25 protein-coding genes are annotated in these 24,731 nt (G+C 48.1%); 2 read left to right on the top strand and 23 right to left on the bottom strand.

What is annotated here, in order from left to right; genetic code table 11:
* Positions 1 to 90 precede the first annotated feature (90 nt).
* The 23 genes from HMPREF2954_RS01410 to HMPREF2954_RS01295 all read right to left on the bottom strand — a co-directional run bounded on the left by HMPREF2954_RS01410 (position 91) and on the right by HMPREF2954_RS01295 (position 23,045).
* Positions 91 to 1,155, bottom strand: coding sequence for a relaxase/mobilization nuclease domain-containing protein (locus tag HMPREF2954_RS01410; RefSeq protein ID WP_045075637.1), 1,065 nt, complete (start codon positions 1,153 to 1,155; stop codon positions 91 to 93).
* Between the two features lie 10 nt (positions 1,156 to 1,165).
* The gene (locus HMPREF2954_RS01405) at positions 1,166 to 1,717 is read right to left on the bottom strand and encodes a MobC domain-containing protein (protein WP_045075639.1); all 552 of its coding nucleotides are present in this window, start codon (positions 1,715 to 1,717) and stop codon (positions 1,166 to 1,168) included.
* Between the two features lie 60 nt (positions 1,718 to 1,777).
* Positions 1,778 to 3,142, bottom strand: a complete 1,365-nt coding sequence (locus HMPREF2954_RS12095) for a hypothetical protein (protein ID WP_141755613.1) — start codon at positions 3,140 to 3,142, stop codon at positions 1,778 to 1,780.
* A gap of 68 nt (positions 3,143 to 3,210) precedes the next feature.
* Positions 3,211 to 5,781 carry an LPD7 domain-containing protein gene (locus tag HMPREF2954_RS01395; RefSeq protein ID WP_045075641.1) on the bottom strand — a complete coding sequence of 857 codons (2,571 nt, stop codon included), beginning with the start codon at positions 5,779 to 5,781 and terminating at the stop codon, positions 3,211 to 3,213.
* Between the two features lie 62 nt (positions 5,782 to 5,843).
* On the bottom strand, positions 5,844 to 7,853 hold the full coding sequence (locus HMPREF2954_RS01390; protein ID WP_045075643.1) for a type IV secretory system conjugative DNA transfer family protein: 2,010 nt from the start codon (positions 7,851 to 7,853) through the stop codon (positions 5,844 to 5,846).
* 54 nt (positions 7,854 to 7,907) lie between these two features.
* Complete coding sequence (locus tag HMPREF2954_RS01385) at positions 7,908 to 8,285, bottom strand: single-stranded DNA-binding protein (protein WP_070613239.1); 378 nt, start codon at positions 8,283 to 8,285, stop codon at positions 7,908 to 7,910.
* A 75-nt stretch (positions 8,286 to 8,360) separates the two neighbouring features.
* Positions 8,361 to 8,732, bottom strand: coding sequence for a hypothetical protein (locus HMPREF2954_RS01380; RefSeq protein ID WP_045075647.1), 372 nt, complete (start codon positions 8,730 to 8,732; stop codon positions 8,361 to 8,363).
* 3 nt (positions 8,733 to 8,735) lie between these two features.
* Positions 8,736 to 9,521: a hypothetical protein gene (locus HMPREF2954_RS12795; RefSeq protein ID WP_186805873.1), complete on the bottom strand. Its 786-nt coding sequence runs from the start codon at positions 9,519 to 9,521 to the stop codon at positions 8,736 to 8,738.
* 151 nt (positions 9,522 to 9,672) lie between these two features.
* On the bottom strand, positions 9,673 to 10,818 hold the full coding sequence (locus tag HMPREF2954_RS01370; RefSeq protein WP_231574675.1) for an ATPase, T2SS/T4P/T4SS family: 1,146 nt from the start codon (positions 10,816 to 10,818) through the stop codon (positions 9,673 to 9,675).
* Positions 10,819 to 10,853: 35 nt separating this feature from the next.
* Positions 10,854 to 12,191 carry a type IV secretion system protein VirB10 gene (gene virB10, locus HMPREF2954_RS01365; protein ID WP_052673357.1) on the bottom strand — a complete coding sequence of 446 codons (1,338 nt, stop codon included), beginning with the start codon at positions 12,189 to 12,191 and terminating at the stop codon, positions 10,854 to 10,856.
* Positions 12,192 to 12,202: 11 nt separating this feature from the next.
* Positions 12,203 to 13,024, bottom strand: a complete 822-nt coding sequence (locus HMPREF2954_RS01360; RefSeq protein ID WP_045075649.1) for a TrbG/VirB9 family P-type conjugative transfer protein — start codon at positions 13,022 to 13,024, stop codon at positions 12,203 to 12,205.
* Positions 13,025 to 13,049: 25 nt separating this feature from the next.
* Entirely contained in the window at positions 13,050 to 13,751 is a 702-nt protein-coding gene (locus HMPREF2954_RS01355; protein WP_045075651.1) for a VirB8 family type IV secretion system protein, read from the bottom strand.
* Positions 13,752 to 13,947: 196 nt separating this feature from the next.
* Complete coding sequence (locus tag HMPREF2954_RS01350) at positions 13,948 to 14,442, bottom strand: hypothetical protein (protein ID WP_045075652.1); 495 nt, start codon at positions 14,440 to 14,442, stop codon at positions 13,948 to 13,950.
* An 18-nt stretch (positions 14,443 to 14,460) separates the two neighbouring features.
* Positions 14,461 to 14,652: a hypothetical protein gene (locus HMPREF2954_RS01345; RefSeq protein ID WP_128582986.1), complete on the bottom strand. Its 192-nt coding sequence runs from the start codon at positions 14,650 to 14,652 to the stop codon at positions 14,461 to 14,463.
* Positions 14,653 to 14,675: 23 nt separating this feature from the next.
* Positions 14,676 to 15,590 carry a TrbL/VirB6 family protein gene (locus HMPREF2954_RS01340; protein WP_045075656.1) on the bottom strand — a complete coding sequence of 305 codons (915 nt, stop codon included), beginning with the start codon at positions 15,588 to 15,590 and terminating at the stop codon, positions 14,676 to 14,678.
* Between the two features lie 62 nt (positions 15,591 to 15,652).
* Entirely contained in the window at positions 15,653 to 16,318 is a 666-nt protein-coding gene (locus HMPREF2954_RS01335) for a TrbJ/VirB5 family protein (RefSeq protein ID WP_045075658.1), read from the bottom strand.
* Positions 16,319 to 16,405: 87 nt separating this feature from the next.
* On the bottom strand, positions 16,406 to 18,817 hold the full coding sequence (locus HMPREF2954_RS01330) for a VirB4 family type IV secretion/conjugal transfer ATPase (protein WP_045075660.1): 2,412 nt from the start codon (positions 18,815 to 18,817) through the stop codon (positions 16,406 to 16,408).
* Entirely contained in the window at positions 18,717 to 19,151 is a 435-nt protein-coding gene (locus tag HMPREF2954_RS13195) for a VirB3 family type IV secretion system protein (protein ID WP_231574676.1), read from the bottom strand. Before HMPREF2954_RS13195 ends, HMPREF2954_RS01330 begins: the two co-directional genes overlap by 101 nt.
* 17 nt (positions 19,152 to 19,168) lie before the next feature.
* Positions 19,169 to 19,489: a TrbC/VirB2 family protein gene (locus HMPREF2954_RS01320; protein ID WP_052673358.1), complete on the bottom strand. Its 321-nt coding sequence runs from the start codon at positions 19,487 to 19,489 to the stop codon at positions 19,169 to 19,171.
* A gap of 65 nt (positions 19,490 to 19,554) precedes the next feature.
* Positions 19,555 to 20,196 carry a lytic transglycosylase domain-containing protein gene (locus HMPREF2954_RS01315; protein WP_045075664.1) on the bottom strand — a complete coding sequence of 214 codons (642 nt, stop codon included), beginning with the start codon at positions 20,194 to 20,196 and terminating at the stop codon, positions 19,555 to 19,557.
* A gap of 308 nt (positions 20,197 to 20,504) precedes the next feature.
* The gene (locus HMPREF2954_RS01305; protein WP_231574677.1) at positions 20,505 to 20,669 is read right to left on the bottom strand and encodes a hypothetical protein; all 165 of its coding nucleotides are present in this window, start codon (positions 20,667 to 20,669) and stop codon (positions 20,505 to 20,507) included.
* 668 nt (positions 20,670 to 21,337) lie between these two features.
* On the bottom strand, positions 21,338 to 22,531 hold the full coding sequence (locus tag HMPREF2954_RS01300) for an amino acid aminotransferase (protein ID WP_049228719.1): 1,194 nt from the start codon (positions 22,529 to 22,531) through the stop codon (positions 21,338 to 21,340).
* 103 nt (positions 22,532 to 22,634) lie between these two features.
* On the bottom strand, positions 22,635 to 23,045 hold the full coding sequence (locus HMPREF2954_RS01295; RefSeq protein WP_045073066.1) for a YqaA family protein: 411 nt from the start codon (positions 23,043 to 23,045) through the stop codon (positions 22,635 to 22,637).
* A gap of 251 nt (positions 23,046 to 23,296) precedes the next feature.
* Here HMPREF2954_RS01295 and HMPREF2954_RS01290 point away from each other — a divergent pair, with 251 nt between their 5' ends.
* Together HMPREF2954_RS01290 and HMPREF2954_RS11290 are read left to right on the top strand one after the other, a co-directional pair.
* Entirely contained in the window at positions 23,297 to 24,520 is a 1,224-nt protein-coding gene (locus HMPREF2954_RS01290) for a sugar MFS transporter (protein ID WP_045073064.1), read from the top strand.
* 86 nt (positions 24,521 to 24,606) lie between these two features.
* Positions 24,607 to 24,731 (top strand): helix-turn-helix domain-containing protein (locus tag HMPREF2954_RS11290; RefSeq protein WP_141755612.1); only part of this gene is annotated, 125 nt, incomplete at its 3' end.

The raw sequence follows: 24,731 nt of genomic DNA, 5'->3' as shown, positions 1-24,731 counted from the left end.
GTATTGTGCTATTTTGTTTTTAATTGACTATAAAAAAAGCCCTGCGGCCATACAGATGTCTGTATGGCCGCAGGGCTTTTGCTTTATCGTTTAACGAGAGAGGTCGTTGTCTTGTTCAACATTTGACTGCTTGAAAGAACGGGTTTCGTGTTGCATTTGAGGTCTGACTTTTTGGTCGTATTCCTGTTGAGCTTTGGTGCTTAGAGGCTGTCCGACCATATCCTTAGCCAGTTTACTGATAAGCCGGGCTTCATTTTTGTGTCCCATCTTATACAGTTCTTTGGCGATTAGACCGTATTCGGCCAATATGTAACCGCGTGTCTGCATGACTTTCTGAATGTGGGGATGTGTTGGACGTTCCAAGTTCTTGATGGCTTGGTTCAATTCCTCTAGCCGCTGCTTTTCAATGCGGGGGGTTGCTCCGCGTTTCTTCATTGCTTTCACTATGCTGTTTTCGGCTTTGTGTATCTTTCCCCTGTGTTGTCGTTTGGTGGCGGCGCACTCTACGCCTTCCTCACGGAGTTTTTCGGCAAACCGTACTCGCCATTCAAAAAGATCGTTTTTGCGTGGGTTAAGTCGCTGCCCGTAAGTATCTCTCATCAATACACACAAATGGACATGGGGATGCTCGGGTTCACCTTCTTTTTCAGATTCGTGATGCAAAGCAAAGAGGTATTGATGGTCGGCAAATTGTTCAGAAGCGAAATTGCGCGCGGCATTCAATACCGCCTGTGGAGGTGTTCCGGCAGGCATTGACAGGACGATATTGAGGGCTTCCCTATGTTTGCCTCTTTCGGGAATATTAAGTTTCTGCCAGTCATTAAGCTGTGATTTGACAGCTTCCTTTCCATTTAACTTTTCGCCGGAATGATTTTCGACAGTAGTTTTACCATTTCGGGAAATATAGTCTAAATGGTTGCGTATGCCCTGCATACCGTTAGAGTTACGGCTAAGACGCTTGGGGATTTTAACCATGACTTCAGGGTGTTTTTTTGCTGCGGCTGTTAGGTTGGCCAAACCGCTGCCCGGTTTGAGCGGAACGCGGGAGTTTGTCCGGTGTTTGGATTTTGGGATGGGGATACCGGAATCTTTTGCACGGACGGAACGGGTTTTGTAGCCCAAGAACCAGTCGTCTATTTTACGGTACAGGGACATAGGTTTGCTCCTATTCAGACAAGCGTTTACGGTTGGTTCGCAGTACGTCACCTACCCTTTGGGTATGTTGTTTGATGAATTGGGAAAGGGTATTGATTTGGTCAGATGTAAGTGAAACGCCTTCACCCATGTTGAGGTTTCGAGCGATTTGGTTCAGGTTGCGGCCAATGGCAACAAGCTGGTAATTGGATTGGTGCAGAACTTCGACTTCGGCGGCAGACAACATGGGATGGTTACGGACGTGGGACTGGACTATATCGCGCACGATGTCGTTCACACTGCTTTTATGTTGTTTAGCAGCGGCCTCGAGGTAGGCGCGGTCTTTTTCCGGAAGACGGACTGTAATCCGCTTGTTGCCTTTGGGCGGTGGAAGTCTGACCAGTTCGGGTTCCTCCGGTGCATCCAACCGGGCTTTCAGCATATTTTTTGCAAGCAGCGATACACTGGGTTTCCCGTATTCTTTACAGGCAATTTCGCGTAAAGCTGCCAATTCGCTTTCGGTTAAACCGAATACGCGCAGGGCAAGGCGTTTGTCGTCGGTTTCAATTGTGTCCTTACTCATCTGTCTGTCCTAATAGGAAAAGGTCGTCTGAAACCATGTTTCAGACGACCTTTCTTATCGTTATCGTCCGTAAAACAGTTCCTGTTGCTCAGGAGGCTGTTCCAGGTCTTTTTGTGTCGTCAGGCGGCCATATTGGGTCTGATAGAAATTCAGGCGTGCCTGCATCTGTGTTTGTTCGGGAAGGCCTTTAATCAGGTTTTCCATGCCTGCCTCTAAAATGCGGTGCTTTTTCTGCCCGTCTGCATTCATATCAGATAACCGCTTTTCATACTGTCCTTGAACTGCCTGTAAACGTTCCTCAAGGGATTGTTGTATAACGGCTGTGTTTGAGCCTGTGATAGTTGGGGCAGGGCGGATCTGCTGTGGTACAGGGTGATGGTTGAGCCACGCGACGATGTTGCGATCTTCGTAATAAGGAATGGCAGGATCCAGCTTGGCGTATGTATCTGCAATATCGCAACCCAAGGCTGTGAAGGCAGTAGTACGGGGATTTTTGTAACCGGTGCCAATATAGCCGGAAGGTTTCATGGCCTTGTCGCGCAACCGTTCTGTAAACTGTTCCAGTTCAGTCAACCGTTGCACCGTATGTTTCTCCCCGTATCCGTTGACTTCACCACCATTGATTTTGTCCATAAATGCTTCCATACGAACATAGGGAATACCGGCTTTTTCCAATAAAGTTATTCGTTCGGCAATTTTTTCGGATTGTTTGGCGATGACCGCATCCAAAGAATCAGCCGCATTCTGCCAGCCGCGATTGAAGGCTCGAAGGTCTTCACCTTTGAGACCGAAATCAGGCATTGTGGGTAGCTGGGGAGGACGTTTCACAGATATTTCAGGTAACTTTTCTGCCGGTTCTTGTGTCGACCGGGCTTCGTTTTTTTCTGATGCCGCCTCTTGTTTGGTTACGTTTTCGCGTTCTTGGCGGTGCAGGGCGAGGATGTGGTTATAGGTATCGCGGAATTTGGCGAACTGCTCGCCTTTCACGCCTTGCAGGTAGGCATAGCCGAACTGCTGCTTGTCCTTATCCCATATGATGCGCGCTTTCTCCACGCCGCTGACAAAAAAGCGGTTCGGGAACTTACGCCACTGAGTAATCTCGCCGGACTCGATCATCGGTTTCAAAAATTCGGGGATGTCGGCATTGTTCACGCGGTCGATCGCCGCCTGTTCGCGTTCGATGGCGCGTTGAGTCTTCTCAATTTCCTTGTCCGCCGTCCGCAAACCGTCGTTTTGGCGTTCCCAGCGATTCAATGTTGCCTGTCCGTTGCGCTTGTCGTTGAGCGGTTGTCCGTTTGCACTAAGAACGTCGTCAAAATGGTTTTGCAGCCGTTTGTCGAAAGCCGCCTGTTTCTTTGCTAGCGACTGTTGTAGGATTTCCATTCGTCTGCTGCTCGCAGGTTGCCCGTTTTCGTTATCTGCCATATATCCTCCAAAAAGAAAACAGCCTGAAACCGAAGGGTTTCAGGCTGTAAGGTAAACCGTCAGAAAAATCAGCGGTCGATTTCCACTTCAGGCTCTTGGGAGCGTCCGTGCTGATGCTGCCGATCGTTTTGTCGTGCCTGCTCCGGAGACGGAATCTGAATCGGATCGGGTAGTTTCAGCTTCGTGCCGCTCATCTGTTTGGCGGTATGCTCGTAGTAGTTCCGTAGGGCTTGGATGCGAACATTTCCTTCAAGACCGCGTAACGTATCCATTACTCCACGTTCGTAAAATGCCAGTTTTTTCTGATTCGGCTTACTCAACTTTTGCGCCTTCTGCATATAGTTGTCTTTTGCCGCAATTAAACCGGTATCCAGTGCGGCCGCTTTCATATTATCGGTTTGATGTAGCACTTGGGCGGGGATTTCTTCCTGACCAATGGAGTGAACCGGAACGTCTATGTCGGTATCAGCTCGTGGCGAAACATTGATGGCACTGTCGGACGGCAAGGTATTTTGTGCTTTCAGGCGGTCAGCGGCAGACAACATGGCAGTATCAGGTTGTGTATGGACGCGCTCCTCTCGTTCAACATCCGGTTTTGACTGTTCCTGCCCTTGGATAGACTTGCCGGTTTCGTGTTGCGGGTTCGACTGTTGAGTTCGTTCGGGATCAGGTTGCTTTGGCGGTTTCTGCGCTGCGTCCGGTTGCCTTCTTTCCTGTTCCTGCACTATCTCTGGCGCAATACCGTTTTGTGCATAACGTTCCCGCAATTCTTCCACACGCTGCAAATCGGCGGCGGTCGGTTTGTAGCCACTGGTACGTATACCTTGGGCGGCGGCTTCAATAAACATTGCCTGGCGAAAGTCTTTACTACCTGACAACTTGATGCTGTCCCAACCTTTAGCCTTTACGACTTCCAGCATATCCCTGACCGTTTGCGGATCGGAAAGTGCGGTTTTAAGCTGCTTACCTTTATCTTCAAACAGCACTGTTTTGTAGTCTGAAACGGAATAGAATTTGCCGCCTACGGTGTGGTAACGTGTTTTGATGTTGTCGGGGATACGGTATTGCAGGTCTAAAACGACCTTACGGTCGTTAGGTTTAGTTTCAGACGGTCTTTCGACCTTTGGGTCGGTAAATTCCGGTTCGGAGCGGCTAGAACGCTGTGCTTTTTTATTCGTTTCCTGAGCAGGTTCATCTTTTAGGGGTGCTTCCCATCCTTGTTCCGTTTTACGAAACGTAACACGTTGACCATCATGTGTAATACCTTCATAGAATTTAAGCGTACCTTCTTTATCCAAGTCTTGTTGAATTTCTTCAGGGGTTTTGCGTAGATACATGATGTCGGTTGTTACATCATGCAACTCGTAATGTTTAAAGTCAGACTCACGGTAAACCGGCTCATTGATGACTGTTTGGGTTCGACCATCGTATTCAATACTGTTGGTTGTATTAGAAGAGGTCGTCTGAATGTTGTCTTTGTTTTCAGGATTCATGGGGTTCTCCAAGTTTTCAGGTTCAGTACGGCTATTGTTGGCTTTCTCAGCCCTTTCGTTCCATGCTTCCAATTCGTCGGCGATTGCCTGTTCTTGGCTGTTGTCGGGGTTCAAGACGAGATTGACACCTTCTGCAAAGGACTGGCGAACGGCTTCGAGTCCAGCCAGTTTGTGTAGGTCGTTGAAGTCGCTCGGTAAAGGGGGACGCCCTTTTTCATCAACGCCTTTGCCTTTCTGATATTGCTGTATCAGTGTCATAGAAAACTCTGGTTGGATTGCCGTGGCGCGGTCGCCTAACAAGGCGGCTGCCTGCCGTGCTTTTTTGATACCGGTTTGCGAAGCATCATTATCGACCGCAATCACAACAGGGACGTTTTGAGGCAGTTTTTGTGCCAAACGTTCGGCAACGGCAACCATGTTGCCTGCATCAAAAGCAATGATGACGGGCTTACCCGTGGCTTCGTAGATGCTTGCCGCCGTAGCATAACCTTCCGCCATGACGACACCGACTTTTTCCACATCATCAGCCTTGCCGATAAAGGCATAAGCCCCCTGAACCTGACCGCCTGCCAAGAAGCGTTTGCCTCCGTCTTGGTTGATGGATTGCAGATTGACGATTTCATTTTCATACAGGACGGGGATAATCAGATTGTCGTTGTCCTTATATTCGTTTTGACGCAGACCGGCGATGGCATCCGGGTTGGTAATACCTTTGGCAGCAAGATAGGGATGGCTCAACGAAGCGGGGCGGCTACTATTCCAAATCTTTTGTGCCGTACCTTTCACCCTCTGTTGCGTCTGCTGCCGCTCCTGTTCCGCCGCCTGCCGCCTTGCCTCCGATTCCGCTTTGCGCCGCGCCTGTTCTTCCACGCTTGGCGGCGTGTAGGGCTTGGCAGGTTGCCAGCCGTTCTGCCGCGCCAGCTTCCACACCGTTCCGATACTGAAGCTGCCCGGTTTAAGGCTTTTCCACGTTGATTTGGCGGCACGGTTGTCATAGTTGTCAGCGCGTTGTGACCATTCGTCCCAAAGGTCGTAGCCGTTTTCGCCCAGCTCGTCTTTAACGGCCGCGCCAACCTGCCACCAAGTATCGCGATCATGTGAGTCGATATAACTCAAGGCACTGCGGATGTCGTCAATGTCGCTCATATTTCCACTTCCTTATAGAAAAAATAAAAAATAAGGCGGTCTGCATTTCACAGACCGCTTTTCTATGCTGTTTGAACGGAATCCCCAATAAACTGCCTGATGAATGGCAATGAGTCCTCTCCCCAATTTTTTAAAAGGGCGGGCATCAATGCCGCGATATAGTCAGGCGGGCTGTCCGGAGGCAAAATCGAAGCAAGAATGGCACCGGCGATTTCTTCGGCATTGGAAGCATCCGACCAGTGGAAACTTTCCATTTCCTCCGGTGTTACAAAGGTTGCTTTCGGAGCTGAGACGGGTGCTTGTTTATCAAGATGGATGTTCAAAACCGGAATCTCCGGTAATGCCCAGTTCGCCCGTTTGGCGAATACCGGATCAGTGTAGTACACGATTTTCTTAGCGTAGATCGGACGGCTGTTGCCCAAACTGATGATACAGTCACTTTTCGGCATCATTTTCATCTCATCAGGATTCATCACGGCGCGGCGTTGATCACTGGTACTGGTACTGTGGCTTTTCCCTTTACCGGAGGAGTGTGAAATAGATTTTGTTTTGAATGTTTCGTAGCCCACCAGCTTGCTGTATTCCTCTGCGTCGGTCTGTTCGCGTGGCGGATAGACGATTTGACAGCCGAAATTGGTAAAGAAGGTGCGCGTCGCGTCGCGGCCGTACAGGTCAGTTACTTGGGATGGGGTTTGGATAATCAGCAACAGCCTCAGCCCATAACCGGCAATATAAGAAACACCGTGCTGAATGGCGGGAATTACGCCCAAAGCGGTAAATTCGTCCATCAACAGGCAGCATTGGTATTTCAACGCATCGGGATTGTTGGACGGCAAGCCCTGCTCGACGTTTACCGTAATCAGTTGGCTGAAAAACAGGTTCGTCAATCGAGAAAATACGGCGGTTTCGGTTGGCACGATGCCGATATAGACCGTCATCCGTTTTTTGCGTACTTCATCCAAGTAAAAATCATCGCCACTGGTCGCCGCTTCAACCACCGGGTCAATGAAAATACCCAAAGGCGCAATAAGTGTCGCCAAAATGTCCGCGCCTGTTTTGGCGTTACCATTGGCAAAGCCCATCAACAAACTGCGGCAGTTTTGGCTTAACTGCGTATGTGTCTGTTGTTCACGCAAGATCATTTCATCTTTAATCCATTCGGCCAGAGTGCGGTCTCCGGATGGCGTCGTCAAACGGAACAGGTTGGCCAACGTAGTTTTGTTTTCAGGCAGGGACAGATCGCGCTCATGTTCCGTTTCGACCATGTAGAGCAGCAAACCGGCGAACAGGTTTTGCGCCGATTCTTGGAAGAAGGTTGCGCTGCCGTTGTCCTTGGCAGGCTTCGGATACATGATGGAAGCGATGTTTTTCACATCTTTGTAGGTATAGACGGGATTGCGTCGAATGTAGGTACAGGGATTCCAACGATGTGAAACCAAGGGTGCATTTGGATTTCGTTCGTGTTCCGGCATACGTCCGCCCGGGTTAAACAAAAACACTTCCTGCCCATGTGCTGCACGGTAGCCGCCGGTAATCAGGAAGTTTTCCAATTTGGGATCAAAAACCACCATGCTGTCGCGGTAATGCAGGCAGTTCGGAATAACGATGCCGACACCTTTACCGGAACGGGTCGGCGCGGCCAAATACAAAAATTCGTTGCCTGACCAACGCAGGTAGTTGTTGCCGTATTTGCCGATTAACAAGTCAGGTGCTTCGTCAGGGTTGAACGCTTTTTTAAGCAGGCCATGTTTGGCGATTTCCGCACGGTTGGCAAAACGCGCCGAACCGTGCAGCTCGCGCTTGGGCTTCATCAGCATACCGGCACATACCGTCAGAAAAACCACCGCCGGTATCAGCAGGGCAAGGGCGGCGCATATTTGAAACGCGGTCAGAAAATCGGGCGGCAGGTGGTCGTAATACTGCCAGTAGTGGTACAGCATTCCGACTGACGGTTCTGCTTTCAGCTTCATCCAACCTGAAAATACGACGCTGCCTAAATACAGACCGCCCGCCAATGCAACAGGAACGGTTACGGCAAGTACGGCAATCAGGGTCAGCAGTTTCTTTTTCATATTCAAACCTCAAACAAAAAGCCCGCTCTCGGCGGGCAACGTTCTCAGACGACCTCACAAATAATCGGGCAGTCCGGTCGGGGCGGCGACCGACGGCTGGCGTGTATGGATAATCTGCATCTCGGCAACGATGATTTCATGCGCCGTCCGTTCGATTTGCTGCCGGTCTTTATAAATACGGGACTGGAATTTGCCGATGACAAAAATACAGTCCCCCTTTTTCATATACTTACAAACCGTTTCCGCCTGTTTGTCGTACAGCACGGCGGTAAACCATTCGATTCGTTCCCGTAAATCATTTGTTTCCCTGTCGCGCCATTTTTCGGTATAGGCAATGGAGAGGGTTGTCGTCGCTTTCCCATTAGGCAGATAACGCAATTCCGGGTCTTTACCTAGATTTCCCATGACTTCGACTTTGTTCAGATATGGCATTTATAATTCTTTCAAAATTACCGTATATGGAAAAGCCGTCCGAAACTTCGGACGGCTTTGGGTTTTTTACATATATTACAAGTATTGAGCCTTCATTTGTTCGATTTGGGCAATAGTCTGCAAAGCCAACTTTAAATCCTCTCTGGCATCTTCGGGGGAAACATGGCTTTCAAGGAAATAGTCCGCCTCATTTCTAGAATTTCTCAGTTTTTCTATTTGTCTGCCGATGACTTTCAACTTTCTATCGTTACTGGTTTTAAAAAAAAGGATAAGTTGCTTATGCATGGAGTGTCCTGCGTCATAGGTAAATCCCAAATGGGCTCGGGCAAAAAGTAAACCTGTATGATAGACACCGTAATAGATACGGCTGACGGCATTTCGGTTTCCTGTTTCGGACTCTCCAATCATTGATTTGCCACTAGACACAAAATCATGAGGTTCAATCATATCTTAACAACCTATTCCGTAACTGCGGTTATAAGGGCGGCAGGAGATATTGAAATTGATTAGGTTTGCATCTACCGATTCCTCCATATCAACCAATAACCATGATAATGCCTCGTCTGCTTCTGCCATCTGGTCAATATTTTTGCCAAAACACAACATTTTTAATTCAATAAAGATGTCTGACTCTATTGAATAATGGAAAGAATAGGTCGGTATCTGAAACCCTTTTTCTTTAAGAAGATTTTTTGCAGCCAAAATGGCAGAAACCAAAACAGTTTCATTCACATTTGTATTGGTAAGAAGCAGATGTAAACGTTCTAAATCATCCTGTTGATTCGGTTCGAGAGCCTTCATCTTATTAAGGCGTTCGATAATCAGTCCAGGTTGTTCGATAAAACCGTATAACATTCCGAGATGAGTCAGATGCTTTAACAATGCAGGGTTATCCGTTTTGTGGGAAGCATTCAACATTTTTTTCAGATATTCGGTCGCTTCTTCAAAGTACCCCATTCTGTTTAAACCGTTCACTCTGAAAAAAGCCCCCATATTTAAGACTTCAGGTGTTGAAATCATATCAAAGTGTTTGTCAAAATCGTTCCTACGGTTATTAATTGCATTCAGCATCCCATATATTAGATGGCCATAAGATGCGTCAGGAGTGCCCAATAAAGATTTGGCATCCCGTTTCAATCCATCAAGCATCAGCAAAGCCGGTTTTTCTTTTTCCAATACTTGCTCAAGCCTTTTAAATGCACTTTGTGCGACAGTTGCAGGTGCAGCAGCAGCCATTTCTAACCTCTCTTTAATTTCTGATAATTTTATAGATATAACTGGCTTTAGGCAAAATTGAACAACAAGATATTTTCAGTAACAAGGTATTTTTATTAATTACATGGTCGTCTGTGAGCCAGTTTTCAGACGACCTTTTACGTTTTCCTTATCATACATGCCCGCGCATAGCGTAGTATTTCTCAACTGGGTCAAAATAAAGTTCGGTCATATGTGTTTTTTCAAAATAGGCGATCACATCAATGCTGGATTTGACGGCATTGAGGATATAGTCGTAATCCATCGTCCGACCGGTTGCCGACTCTTTCGCCAGTTGCGCGATACGGTAGTGGACGCTCCGTGCGTCGTTGGCATGGACTGACATCAGGCCGCCCGGGTGTCCGGTGTTCAGGAGTGAGATGTAATCCCAGGCCTCATCGCCACGCAATTCGGTCAAGAATACGCGGTCGGGTTTTAAACGCATACAGGCGGCAATCAGCATTTTTGCCGTGATATGGCCTTTGTAAAACAGATGTGCATGATTGGGATGCTTGGGCAAGTCCAGCTCGTGCGTGTCTTCCAGCGTGATGATGCGGGTTTCTGAAGGAACAAGGTCGGACAGTGCTTTGGTAAACGTAGTCTTGCCCGAACCCGTGCCGCCGACCATGCAGATGTTGAGTTTGTGTTTGATGGCCAAAGCGAAAAAGGCATTCATATTGCGGTTTGCCTTGTGTTCCAGCATCTCGTACTGCCAAGGTTGGAGCTGTACATCGTGTGGCAGCTTCATCTTGTCGGAAATATCCCGAAAATATTTACTGTCCATCTCCATTTCGCCAAGATTGAGGTTGTCTGAAACGCCGTAGACAGATACGTCGTGGAAGCGATTAACGCGTTCCGTATTGATATAGTCGTCCAACGAAAAGCGTGTCTGCGACGGTTTGCGGAAGGCATAGACGATGGTTTTGTCTTCGCAAGAAGGCGGTATCATGATGTGGCCGCGTTCGCCGTCGGGGAGCGTAACGGAATGGATGGGCTGCTCCATGCTGATATGTTTGCTGTTATAGGTACATAACGCGGTAGCAAGCTGAGTCAGTATCGGCAATGTTAAACGGTCGTCTTCTATCCGTTCAAAACCGGCTGATGTTTCCAAAAAGACTTCGCATTCGCGGTTAATCAGTACTTCGGTTACGCCTTCGCGGTTGAGATAGTCGTCTAAGCCCGTTTTGGCCATCAAGTTACGGACAACCGCATCAGAATGGATTGATGCCTGCCCGTTAAAAGGTTTCGGATTTTGTGTCATTTGGAATTTGGCTTTCATAAAAAACCTGCTCCCGAAGGAGCAGGTCGTCTTAATCAGTATCCGTAAGGATTGACCAATTCATACACGTTACTGAAATCGACATCCCGAGCGACCATGATGTTAATCAACGTGCCCTGATTAATTGTGCCGGTTGGCGGAATATTAATACTGTTTTTCAGGGCTTCAGTTGCCATCTGTTGCGCGGCTTCAGTCGTATTTTCATAGGATATATGATTATTGCTGCCGGAAGGGCGGTTTTGGCGGTTGCTGAAAGCATCGCCAGCATCGCCTATCATGCTGATCATGAGAGCACCGCCAAAACGTCGCCAAAAATGATATTTCACATAGGCGGCATGACCGCTTTCACCCAACGCGCCAGCCCCGGGACTGGCCAACGGCACTTTCACGCCCGACGGCGTTTCCAACTCGTTCCACAACACGAAGACCCGCGCCTGACCTTGCAACAGGGCGGACGTCTGTTCGCCGATGATTTTGCTGCCACGCTCGATCAGAAGGGTTTTCCCATTGGCGGAATATACATCTTTTGACACGATGCAGCGGGTAAAGCCCGGCTGGGTCGTTACAATTTTGGTATCCAGTCCGCAGCGGATATTTGTGCCTTTGGCAAGCAAGTAGGTTAAATCTCCGCGCTGTTGCGCTTTAACTGATGCCGTCGTTGTGGCATTCAGGCGTGAACCGAAACCATTGCCACTGCTACCTGATAACGGACTATTGCCTTCCGCATCACTAAATAAGCTCGAGCCGGTTGAATTCATCAGTTGACCGCCTTCTGACGAAGGACTACCCAAAGAGACGGGACGAGTATTTTCTGACATATCGCCTTCCAGGTTGGCCATCACATTGCCACTCATTTTCCGGTCTTGGGGCGTTTGTTTTGGTTGGCCATCAGCAGGCAATGTTCCGAGATCGGGTTGTTCAACAGATATTTCGGCAGGTTGACCGCCTGCCGGTTGAACTTGAGAGGCTGCTTCAGTCTTCACCTCTGAGGCCACACCTTCGGGAGCAGCTTCGGAAGCTGCCTGTTGTTCCAACAGGGCAAGTTCAGCTTTGTCTCGATCGAAGTTTTTACCTTTTGTTGTTTCAGGAGCGGATGCCGCCTGTGGTTGCGACGCTTCAGCATCTTCGCTGCCGCCCGTCATGCCAATTAAGCCCGATACAACTACACCTGCTGCAAGAATACCTACACCTGCGAATAACACTTTACGCATATTGTTGGGCGCAGTGGAATTGAGGTTCAACGGCATACCGGGTTCGATTTTTTCGTTCTTGACGGATTGGGACAGAGCTTCGGGTTTTGTGTAGTCGCCGTTTTCTACCAAATTAGACTGTTCCGTATCCTTGTTACCTTTGAATTTGTTGAAAATTTTCATCTGTCTTCCTTCTATTTGTTGATACGGACAACATCTTGACTACTTGTGCCAGTGCGGTTGAATGTACCGCGTTCGTTAAAACTACGGTTTTCCAAGCCCAACACTGATTTGCCCAAACGGAATACAAACCGTTTGGCGGTTTCATGGATAACCACGGTATCGCCGTCCACATGGCTGTTGAGTAGCATTTCCGAACCGTCGTCCATCACCTTGTAAATCAGCGGCAGCTCACGGCCGTTATCGAAGCTGAAATAAGTAAAGCGGCCGTTGTCGTAGGCCGCTGTCGGTGCAAGTGTCTTATCGCCTTTACCCCAATAGTTGTAATTGTGCCGCGCGTTGGGGCGGTGTCCCGCCGCTTTGAGTTTTTCCAAAGCCTTTGCCTGTTTCTGCGCTTCGGCGCGGGCTTTGTAAGCCGCCGTGTCGGGATAGACGAACCGCAATATATAGGTTGGTTTTTGCACATATTTGCCGTTTTTCTTGCCGGTCAGCGACAGGTCGAAGGCATACGTCCGTTTTTTGCTGGTCGTAATCAACATATTCGTGGCAGGTGCGGAAGCAACCGGCTTCATGTAGAGGTTATTGCCTCGTGCCGCCAAGTTCCACGCTGCGGCATCGCCCATGCCTAGACCGCTGGTCGGATCGCCGGTCAACAGCTCGCCATCTTCGAGTTGGATTAAAACTGCCTCGCCAATGCGCGCATGGATATGGATGACGTCGTCGGGATTGTACATAACGGTTTGGATGCGGCCGTCTTTAGCAGACCCTTTGGGGATGGATACCGCGCTGGATACCGCAGGCATAAGCCCCATCAGCAGCAATGCTGTCAGTTTCATATTTAAACTCATCGTTAACCCTTTCTTATGACGCGGTTTCCGGATCGACGCGGTAACTTTTGACAATAAAGCCCAGCGGATTGATACGTCGGGCTTCTTCACTCATGGGCTGATTCGCGTATTCGTAGCCGATAGTGGCAATCATGTTCTGCACGGGAATTTCCTGATTTAAATCCCCCGATACAGGCACCATACGTTTTTCAAAACGGACTTGTGCGGTGTTACCGATAAAGGTCACGGCTTTCACTTTTGCGACAACTTTATATTGGTTTTTCAGAACCTTATGTGGAGCCTGCGGATTGTCATTGTAAATTTTGGCAAAAGCCGCCTGTGTTTCCGGAGAACTCATCAACATGACTGCATCGTAGCTATCTTGTATCGTTACCCAGTCATAGCTTTCACGGAGTTGGACATACCGTGTCAACCAGTGTTTGTCCATTACTTCGCCATAGGACTGCTCCTGATTTTTCATCATAGTAACGATTTCGGTGCTCCCGGTGTTGTTATCCACTTTGACTACATAAGGTCGTGTTTCTTTCAGGGGCGTCAGACCGGCCACCGCACCGACCGCCAGTCCGGTAATCAACAGACACACGCCGCTGATGCGCCATGCGATTTTGGCGTTTTTGTGGACACGCACAATTTCTGCATTTTCAAAACCCTTGGCGGCATTGATAAATTCAGTAGCCATCTTGTTATTGACAGCTTGTTTTGATTTTTCAGACATCGTTTACCCTCTTGTTTGAACAGTTGAATTAATCGGAAAAGGCGTACCGTGAGGTTGGGGAGGCTTTTTTCCGGAACATGCACAGAGTGCGATAGAAAGGGAGAGAAGAAGGATGGTTTTCATGGGGATTTCCTTTGATTTATGAATCGATAAGCCCAAAAAAAACACCCCGATTGGGGTGTGATTCTTAGGTAGATTAATAGGTTGTTGAGTGATATTGCGTTTTTTGAATATTGAAACGATTATCATCGGTTAGAGAAAGAGTTGTACGAAAGTTGTCAATTTTGACTTTCTCTTTAGGCGGAATGTGGATGTCGGTTGATACTGCCGACACATAATAACCCTGTTTGTCATAAATAGGAACGGACACATTAACCACAATCAGACGATTGGTTTTGTTTAAAGCCTCACCAGTAAAGGTTATATCTGCCTGTGGAATCGCCCCCTTATAACTGCCACCCCTTTGGACAACAAGCATTTTCAAGTTTTTTAATTCGTATTGAGCTGTAGATTTACTGCCTAAAGACAAAATGTCTTTAGCCTGACCTGCTCCCGAACTGGCCATACCTGAATTGATGCCCGCCAAAGTACCATTGATAGCGCTGAGGCCGTCAGTCAGTTCAGCACAGGCACTCAAGCCCAAACTCAGGGTTGTTATAGCAGCAAATTTAGTAATCTTGCGATAATCCATATTTAAACCCTTAGAGTATTAATCATCAAAACGAACCGGTACCGGTCGGTCAAGCAGTTTAAAAAATAATCCAAAAATCGATAAACCGATACATAGCCCGGCTAATCTGGCCAAAGAACTTTCCATCAAGTTGCCGAACATACCGATAAACATCAATGTGCCCACAGAAAGCAACAACATCCACCAAAGCATTTTAGTTACGAAAGTCATGATCATATTTTCCTAAAATTGGGTTATTTCGGTTTGACTTTCCCTCCACCGGGAAGTTTCACACCTTTTGCCCATCTTGCCACAGACATAACGGTTCGACTGAAACCGTTTACAGATGCCCCACCCGTTAAAGCGGAAGAAATCGAAGGAATACTCCAGGCAACCAAAATAAAAATTGTTGTTGATAGGAAAAAGAGCGGAATCAAGCCGACTACCTGAGCAACTGATCCAATTTCTCCAACTACAGCTCTTTCTAATTGGTTCTTGAAAAAATCATTCTGCAATGCACCTAGAATAACGTAAAACACTACTGTAACTGAGTAATTGAGGATTTGTCCTATCCAATTCATGCCCCACTGCCGTGTTGCAGGAAACAGCATTGAACCTATAAACAAAGGTCCGATGACGATTACCATCGCCAATGATAGTTTGGCAATTAGGTAATAAGCAAATGTAATGAGAAAGAACAAATAAGCCAATATAACAGCAAACCCACCACCAATATAAAGCATCAGCTTATCTGATACTTGTAACATATCCAATGAAGCGGCATACGCAAAAATATTCTCCATCATCTTTAAGATATTGTTGCTTTGGGTATCCAACGCGCTTGCAGTATAGGTTGAAGTCCCCAACAATCCACTCAGATTTTCGGGCAACATCCACATGATATTGGCGAGTTTCTGATACTGACTGGAATTGAAAGCAAAAGCAATAATAAGCAACCAGCCGAACATGCGCTTGCCCAAATCCACGACATTTTCATCAAACCCCCGTTTGTAATAGTCAAACGCGACCAACAGGATATAAATCCCAAAGCCGATTTGAAAAACCGGAGCAATACCGCTGATCATGTTGTTTGATTTATGGAACAGATTAGTTCCCATACCGTTTAGTAGAAAGTTGGCGAGTTCGGAAAAATAAGAAGTTGTTTCCATAATTTGCCCTATTTTATTTAGTGCTGCATTCGCTTATTCCCGAATACAGCACGATAAAGCTACTACTGATTGCAGACCACATAGTTGCGGTCACGGATATGGCGTGCCATACAAGCTTCACGGGAAGCATACTGGCGCTGTTCGATTTCTTGTTGTCGTTTATACAACCGATCGAGCATATCCAGCTTGGTTTGATTGTTGGCGATTTTTGCCTGTTCCACAGAAATGCGGTTTTGCAGGTCAGTAGCGGCTTTGATGTCTTGTGTATTGTTGACTTCGTCCATCAAGCGCGACAGAGATTTAAGTTGTGTCTCCATCGAGTTAAAGACTTTTTCCATCTCCTTCATGTTATGCACAGCCATTCGTTGCGCCGTTTCGGGGTTATAAGCCTTACTATTAATTACAGACTTATAGTCGATATTTTTTGCGCCTTTATAAATCTCGCTCCACTCGGACGGAATTTGGTCTTTAACCGTATCCTTCAAAAGGTTGCCCATGTTGCGAGAGCCGGTCATTGCCTTGAACTGTTTGACCTGCTGTTCGAACTGACGCTTCATTTCTGTAAGTTGCTTGCCCATTTCAAGCATTTCTTTGGCAAAGTTTTTTTCACGCTGGGCTGCGGCCGCTCCGTCGGTAACGGGGATTCCGGCAGTTGACACAAGTGGCACTGAAGCCAAACTTACAGCCAGCAATACCGAGCAGACTGTTTTTTTCAAATGGATCTTCATTTTGAACTCCTAATTAAAAACCGCCAGTAGGCGGAAATAAAAAAGGCCGTCTGATATTTCAGACGACCTTCGTAATAAAGATGAATATCATGCGACATGGGCTTTCTTCCGTTCGCGGCGTTCCTGTACTGCCTCAACAAACGAACGATACCAAACATCCGGATTTTCACTGCCAACATCCTTCATCACCCGATACAACAACTCCACGTTGTCAGATGATCCGGACAGAAATGCCATTTCATCCTGAAAACCGTACAAATCCAACATGGCGAATGCCGACTGTTTCGACTGCTTAACCAAGAATGTGCGGCTTTCCAACGAGAGTTTGGACAATTCCTCAAACTCTTTTACCGTCAGGCCGCAACGTTCGTAGCTGTTTTCATACTCGGCATCAGGGTTTGGCAAGAAGATTTTGGTCGGCGTTTGCTGAACAATGGCGGGGAATATCGGACAGGAAATAGCATCTTCCGGCGATTGCGACACCAAAATCAGCCAGCCGCCGCGTTTGCGGTCGGTTTTCAGAATTTTGAGCATGATGTCCTGCAATGCCTCAAAACGTGCCGCATACCAAAATTCTTCAATTATGGAGGCAAGGATGCCATCCTCTTTGGCGACTTTGTCCATCATGATGTTTCTCAGGTGGAACATATACGCTAAAACCGGAGCGGTCGGCGGATAGTCGTCCTTCAGAATATCGGTCAGGTCAAAGCCGACACGGTAGAACTGTTCGGCATCAAACAGGTTCGTCGGGTTGTCCAAGCACCATGCGAACCGTCCGCCTTCACTTTCGCACCATCTTGCCAAGCGCATACGCAGTGAGTTGGGATCAGGAACGACGGGAATACTTTGTAACAGATGGCTGAAACGACGGTGTTCGTAATCCATGCTGAACATCGTATCGACGGCGGCCTGAATCTCCTTTTCCTCCGTCGCCGTGAGTTTGCCGTTCTCGTCTGCGCCGCACATACCAACCAAGCTGTACAAGAATTCACGGTTTGACGGCGTATCGGGCAGTTGGAAAGGGTTTAACCCGGTCGGAACACCCGCTTCCAATGCAAAATACGAGCCGCCAATGGCGCGGATGAAGATTTCCATACCCCTGTCCAAGTCCATCACGAACATATAAGGATTGAAACGTTCGGTAAACGCCATCATGGCTGTTTGCAGCGTAGTTTTACCCGTACCGGTTGCACCCAGTATCAGCGTGTGTCCGGCGATTTTTTCGCCGAGGCTGTCCTCCTTCAGGTTTGAAAAATGGAAGTTGAAGTCGTAAATCGTTTTGGACGTGGTTTGCAGCGGCATAATTGCCGAACCGTCGCCAATCGGATTACCCTGTTTTTTACCGTGCGAATAGTTGTGTATGCCAAAGGTTGTCGCAAAGTTTGTTGTCGTTTTCGGGAAAGAGCGGGGCTTTTCCTTGCTGCCCGGCACTTGGCTGAAAAACGTCGCAGGAGCGGAAAGCCCCGCCTTGGTAAAGCGGTAGCCGCCCGCATTCAGGAATGTGGAATAGGCACGCGCACCGTTTGCCGCCGCCTCTTCCGCCGTCTTACCGTATACGACCAACGCCGCATGATAGTCGCCGAACATCAGTTCGCCCGATACCAGCAAGCCCTGACCTTGTTGTAACTCTTCCTGTTGTGCGGTAGCTTTGTCATTGACCGATGTCAGGTTGTTGAGCTGCTTCCTGATTTCACCCTGCATATCATACGGATTGATGAATACGAGGCTTTGCGTGAATGTGAATTCACACGGCAAGCGCAGGATTGATGTCAAAATCTTAGGCTTGCTGACACCGAAGTCCTTCAGATCGAACATCTGCGCGAACTTGCGCGTTCCGTTTTGTGCACGGATTTCGCACAAATCCGATCCGAAATGCAGATTAGCACCAGGAATGGTCTGATAGGCATCACCAACCGATAGCGGAATCTCTTCCCTTGTTCCATTAATCAGACTACCGAAAAACGAGTACACCTCCGAGAAGGCAACACCGTTTTCATTCTGATAGGCAGTCAGAAGATACGGATCATAGGGTTCGAGTGCACGCATCAGAATCTGAATTTGTTCTTCTGCCTCTTTAATCCCTGCTTCCAAATGGTCGAACTTAATCAAAACCGTCAGATGGAACACGTTTTCAAAATAATCCGCTTCCTGAAAGCGTTTCAGATACTTATCGGCAAACTGCTGACAGAAGGCCGTCCGAAACTTGTATTCACGGTCAAAGACAATCTTTTGGCGTTGCAGCGTTCCCCACACCGCCAAACGGTTGCCCAAGGTTTTGCCCATACCGGCGAGCAGGTTGCGTAACGATACAAACTGCGTGAACAGGTGCTTGTCGTCTACACCATCAAACGGCAGGCCTTCCATGCGGATAACGAAGGCGAGATGTCCCGTTTTGTAATTAACGATGTTGTTTGTGACGTGTTGGCAGATTTTCGGTAGAAAATCCGACTGTGCCGGTTGCGCTTTTAGAGCGTTGCTCAAAAAATCGCTGATAATCACTTTGTTGTCTCCCGAATTTTGTGGCGAGAATGGTATTGGTACCGTTGAACATTTTGGTATTTCGACGACGTAAGAAATATTTCGTTTCATAGAAATAAATCCTCAATGCCTGATCGTCGTTCTTACTGATGGTGTATAGGAAGGCCAAAACCGGCAAAGGCAACAGCAGAAAATATAATGCCCTTCCTTCAAGAAAGGGCAGTGTTGCCATTGTCAAGATGACGGCAGCTAAACCACAAACGGCCAAAGCCGGTAGAGGAATTCCTAAAACCATCGCACGCCTATTCAAGCCGTTGAAGGTCGCCTGTTCGGTATGGATGTCTTCTTTTTTCACTTGAGAACCTCCAACTTTTAGCCCACTTTCATACTACCGCCTTTTGTAAACAGCCAAGTGCCAACGGCAATAGCAGCACCGGCAAACACAATCCATAAACAGGTTTCTAAAACATCCCCCCATGTCTTTCTTCCCCCGAACCCTTGTGCCGCCTGCCAAATAAGGGCAATAGTGGCGACAACGCCGACAAGCGTGTAGATGGCCGTTCGGACACTTATAGCCATAGAAGAAACGTCACCACTAAACCCGTCCGCTAATGTCGTTTGTGCCATTGCCAACAAAGCAACTGTTATAACGGTTTGGGTATTACTACCCGCTTTTTTGATGTTATTCATCATCGTTTTTCCTTTTTACGAAAACAAAAAAACCGCTTAAAGCGGCAATAAAAATAGCCCGAAGGCAGTTAAAACTCTTTGAATACATCCCATTCCGCGTATCGCTTGACGGGTGCTTGGGCTGCTACTTTAACTATGTTTTCAGACGAACTGTCAGATCGGGCAACAGCAGGTATAGGTTTCAACTTGAAAGGTTGAACAGGACTTGATGCCAAAACTGTACGGCTGCCGCTCAAGCGCGCGTAACGCGCTTTGACATTTCTGACGTAGTGTTGTGTTTCCCGATAAGGCGGTATGCCACCATATTTTCGTACTGCCCCTTCGCCGGCGTTGTAGCCGGCAAGCACCAAGTCAAGATTGCAGCCGTGAATACTGGATTTGTCAGGGAAGTGGTTACATAAAAAACGCAGGTAACGTGTACCTGCGATGATGTTTTGTTCCGGATCGTAGAGATGTTTTGGATTCACCCCCATTCTTGCAGCCGTCGGCGGTATAACCTGTAACAAACCTCTGGCGTTTTTATTAGATATTGCGAAACGATTACCTGAGCTTTCCCGTCCCATAACCGCCCATACAATGTTTTTGTCTAATCGTTGCAAAGCGGCATGCTTTTCAACCAAAGCCTCATATTGTGGGTACGGGGCGGCGGCAATCGCTGATGTTTGGTAAAAAGCAAAGAGTGATGTTGTCAGTATCAATATTTTCTTCATGTTTTTTTCACATCCCATTTCTCGGCAGGGGACACCTGCCAATCATTTACATAACGGATACGGCCGCCTTGAACAGAGTGATACCGTTTTCCATAAACAAAAACTTTCAAACGACCGTCAGACATGGTTTTCAACACATCACAGTACATCAAGTAATCAATTCGAGACCGGCTATTTAATGAATGCGTACATTTAAGAAGATGCAAACCGTTCCAACCTTTGGGCTGTTCATTGTGGATTGTTCTGTTCATCCGGATTATCTGATTAAAGGACATCTTGCTCTCCTTCTATATCAAAATGCCGCCTTTTTAGTTTGCTTTTGAAGAAATGGCTTTTTCATTAATAATCATCTTATTCATCATAATGGTTTGGGTCATAAGGTTAATCTGAGCCTTTAGCGTATGAATTTCCATTTGTTGTAACAATAGTTTATTTTCCTGCTCGGAAATCTTTTCATGCTGCATCACAATCACGGCCATGCCTGTTAAGATGAACGTGTGTAATAATAAAAACTTGAATATTCTCATTGGTTGTTACCTCCTATTCTGGAAAGAAAAAACGAAAATCAAAGCAAATTGAAGAATAAAATGCTTTGATTTTCGTTTTCCAAGATGTGCCAAATTTGAGACAGCAGAAGGATAAAATAGACTGTATCAGACTGAAGGTGCTGGCTTAAACTCTGTTTAGAAACAATTAGTTATATTATATTTTTTGGACTTTTAATCCGTTGGTCGAGCGTTCGAATCGCTCACGACCCACCAAATTTAAAAAGCTTGGACAAATGTCCGGGCTTTTTTATTTGCCGGTATGTTTTGAGATTGTTACAGCCTACCCGTTACGGTTTTGATACGGGTTTGTTTGTTATAGTGGATTAACTTTAAACCAGTACGGCGTTGCCTCGCTTTAGCTCAAAGAGAACGATTCTCTAAGGTGCTGAAGCACCAAGTGAATCGGTTGCCGTACTATCTGTACTGTCTGCGGCTTCGTCGCCTTGTCCTGATTTAAAGTTAATCCACTATAAATTCCTGGCCATAGCCTGTGCTACGGTTTGGCTTAGCCCGAATCGGTGTTGTCAAAAAAGGTCGTCTGAAAACCTGAAGCCTAGGTTTTCAGACGACCTTTTGGTATTGCCTGATGCGGATTACAACACTTTTACGATGCTTTCGCACAGGTAGTCGATGTTGTCATCGGTAATGCCGGCGACGTTGATGCGACCGGAGCGCACGGCGTAGATGGCGAACTCGTTTTTCAGGCGGTCGACTTGTTCGGGCGTGAGGCCGCTGAAGGAGAACATGCCGTTTTGTTCGATGATGAAATCGAAGTCTTGATTTGCGCCTTTGGCTTTGAGCAGCTCGACGAATTTTTGGCGCATGGCTTTGATGCGGCCGCGCATTTCGTCGAGTTCGGCAATCCATTGTGCTTTCAAATCCGCATCTTTCAATACGAGGGCAATGGTGTTCGCGCCGTGGGAGGCGGGGTTGGAGTAGAGGGTGCGGATGATGGTTTTGACTTGGCTGTGGGCGCGGGCGGCGGTTGCTTCGTCTTCTGCGACTAAGGTGAATGCGCCGACGCGTTCGTTATACATGCCGAAGTTTTTGGAATAGGAGCTGGCGATGAGCAATTCTTTGTTGTATTTCAGGAAGGTGCGCAAGCCGTATGCGTCTTCTTCGAGGCCGTTGCCGAAGCCTTGGTAAGCGAAGTCAAATAGGGGCAGCCAGCCTTTTTCGGCGGAGAGTTTGGCGAGGGTTTCCCATTGTTCGGGCGTGGGGTCGATACCGGTGGGGTTGTGGCAGCAGCCGTGCAAGAGGACGACATCGCCTTTTTGCGCTTGGCCGAGGTCTTCAATCATGCCGTCCCAGTCTAGGCCGTGTTTGGCGGCGTCGTAGTAGCGGTAGGGCTTGTCTTGGATGCCGACGGCTTTGAAGATGGCGTTGTGGTTGGGCCATGTGGGGTTGGAAATCCAGACGGTTTGTGCGTTCAACTGGCGTTTGGCGAACTCGGCGGCAATGCGCAATGCGCCTGTGCCGCCGAGGCTTTGGGCGGTTTTGGCGCGGCGGCTGGCGACGATTTCGTGGTCTGCGCCGAAAAGAAGGATTTGGGTTTGCTCGTTGTAGTCGGCGACGCCGTCGATGGTGAGGTAGTTTTTGGTGGTTTCGCTCTCGAGCAGGCGTTTTTCGGCTTCTTTGACGGCTTTGACGATGGGGGTTGCGCCGGATGCGTCTTTATAAACGCCGATGCCGAGGTTGACTTTTTCGGGACGGGTTTCGGCTTTGAATGCTTCGCCCAAGCCTAAGATGGGGTCTGCGGGGGCGGCTTCGATGTGATTGAAGAACATGATCTCTCGCTTTGCAAAAATGAAGGGACGGGATATTTCCTTTGGGATTTTACGCTGTTTCAGGTCGTCTGAAAATGAATGCGGCAGGTTTTGCGCAAATGGTTTACATCATGCCTTTGATACCGGCGAGGATGATGCTGTAGCGCAGGATTTTTCCGGTCAGGAGCATGAGTGCGGAGGTGTAGGGGTTGAGCCTGAGCCAGCCTGCGGCAATGGGCAGCGCGTCGCCGATAACGGGCAGCCAGGCAAACAAAAGGGGCAGGGTACCCCAGCGTCGGAGCAGGCGCAGGGTCTTTTCAGACGACCTTTTCTTGGACGGAATCAGCCGCCCCATCCAATAGGAAACCATGCTGCCCAAGCCGTTTGCCAGTCCGGCGCACAACCATGCGCCGTATGCCTGTTCGGGATAGTTATAGATGAACGCGGCAAAGGCGGCTTCGGACGTGCCGGGCAGGATGGTGGCGGAGGTAAAGGCGGAGGCGGCGAGTCCGAGATAGGCGTAAATGAGGGGCATGGCGGATAAGTTTGCGTCAGGTCAAAGGTCGTCTGAAATAAGATTTTAAGTCGTTTGCGGGTAGGCTAATTGTAAAATTCAGACGGATTCTGTCTATAAAAATGCGTTATCGGACAGAATCTTGCTGAAACTCTATGTAGTCGGCGCATTTCCAGTGTTTGCAAGAATGGCAAAAGCCAGTATGATTCGGCCCGTTATTAACGGATATTAACTGTTTGTACGGTCAATTCCAATAAATCGAAAGGCAAATCATGTCTACGCCATCACAACAAAACCATAATTCCGCGCTGGTCGTCCTGACCACGCTCTTCTTTATGATGGGTTTCATCACCTGCATGAACGACATCCTGATTCCGCATCTGAAAGAAATTTTCGAGCTGACTTATGTTCAGGCGATGCTGATTCAATTCTGTTTTTTTACCGCCTATGCCATCATGTCGATTCCGATGGGGCATCTCGTCGGTAAAATCGGCTATAAAAACGGCGTCATCGGCGGCTTCTTGCTGACCGCCGTCGGATGCTTGCTGTTTTATCCCGCTGCGGGCAGTCACTCTTACCCGACTTTCTTGGGCGCGCTCTTCATTCTTGCTTCAGGCGTAACCCTATTGCAGGTTGCAGGCAACCCGTATGTAACCTTGTTGGCGAAACCGGGCAAAGAATCCGCTACGCTGACTTTGGTGCAGGCATTCAACTCATTGGGTACGACCATCGCCCCGCAAATCGGCGCGTTCCTGATTCTGGCGGATGCGACGCAGACCGCCAGCAAAGCCGAACAGATTTCCTCCGTTCAAATCCCTTACTTGGGTTTGGCAGGTCTGTTGATTATCCTCGCCGTCTTCGTGAAGATGATCCGCCTGCCTGACGCGCGCAAAATCGCCGAAGAAGAAAGCGAACACAACCACGACGGCAAAAGCAGCGTGTGGCAATACAAACACCTCGTCCTTGGTGCGGCAGGTATTTTCTGCTACGTCGGTGCCGAAGTATCCATCGGCTCATTGATGGTCAATGTCTTGGGCTTCCTGAAAGGGATGGATCATGCTTCCGCCGCCCAATACCTGTCGTTCTACTGGGGTGGCGCCATGGTCGGACGCTTCCTCGGCTCGGCAGTTATGGCGAAAATCGCGCCGAACCGCTACCTTGCCTTCAATGCCACTATCGCTGTTGTCCTGCTCATCATCGCCATGATGACCGGTAAAGGCAATGCCGACGTCGCCATGTGGTCGCTGCTTGCCATCGGTTTCTTCAACTCCATCATGTTCCCGACCATCTTCTCGCTGGCGACCAAAAATCTCGGCAAATTTACCAATTCTGCTTCAGGTATTCTTTGTACCGCCATCGTTGGCGGCGCGCTGATTCCCGTCTTGCAAGGTAAGATTGCTGATGATTTCGGTATGATGATTTCTTATGTTGCACCTGCCGTGTGCTACCTCTACATCGTCTTCTTTGCCCTCAAAGGTTATAAAGCCGACGAGTAACATGGTTTGAACATAAGGTCGTCTGAAAACTGAACTGCACCCCAAAAGTTGGACATCCCCTCCAACTCACAAGGTGCAGTTTTTTTATGAGCAAATATACATTACACTTCAAATACCAAGCCGTACTCCACTACCTGCACATACGTAGCCAACAGCGTACCGCAGACCACTACGGCCTTTCCCGAACCCACCTGGGACGATGGATACGCGC

It is taken from the genome of Neisseria sp. HMSC067H09 (assembly GCF_001814135.1).
In the GTDB taxonomy this organism is placed as follows: Bacteria; Pseudomonadota; Gammaproteobacteria; order Burkholderiales; family Neisseriaceae; genus Neisseria.
The sequence above is the reverse complement of the archived record's forward strand: the minus strand, read 5'-3'. Positions and strand labels throughout refer to the sequence as shown.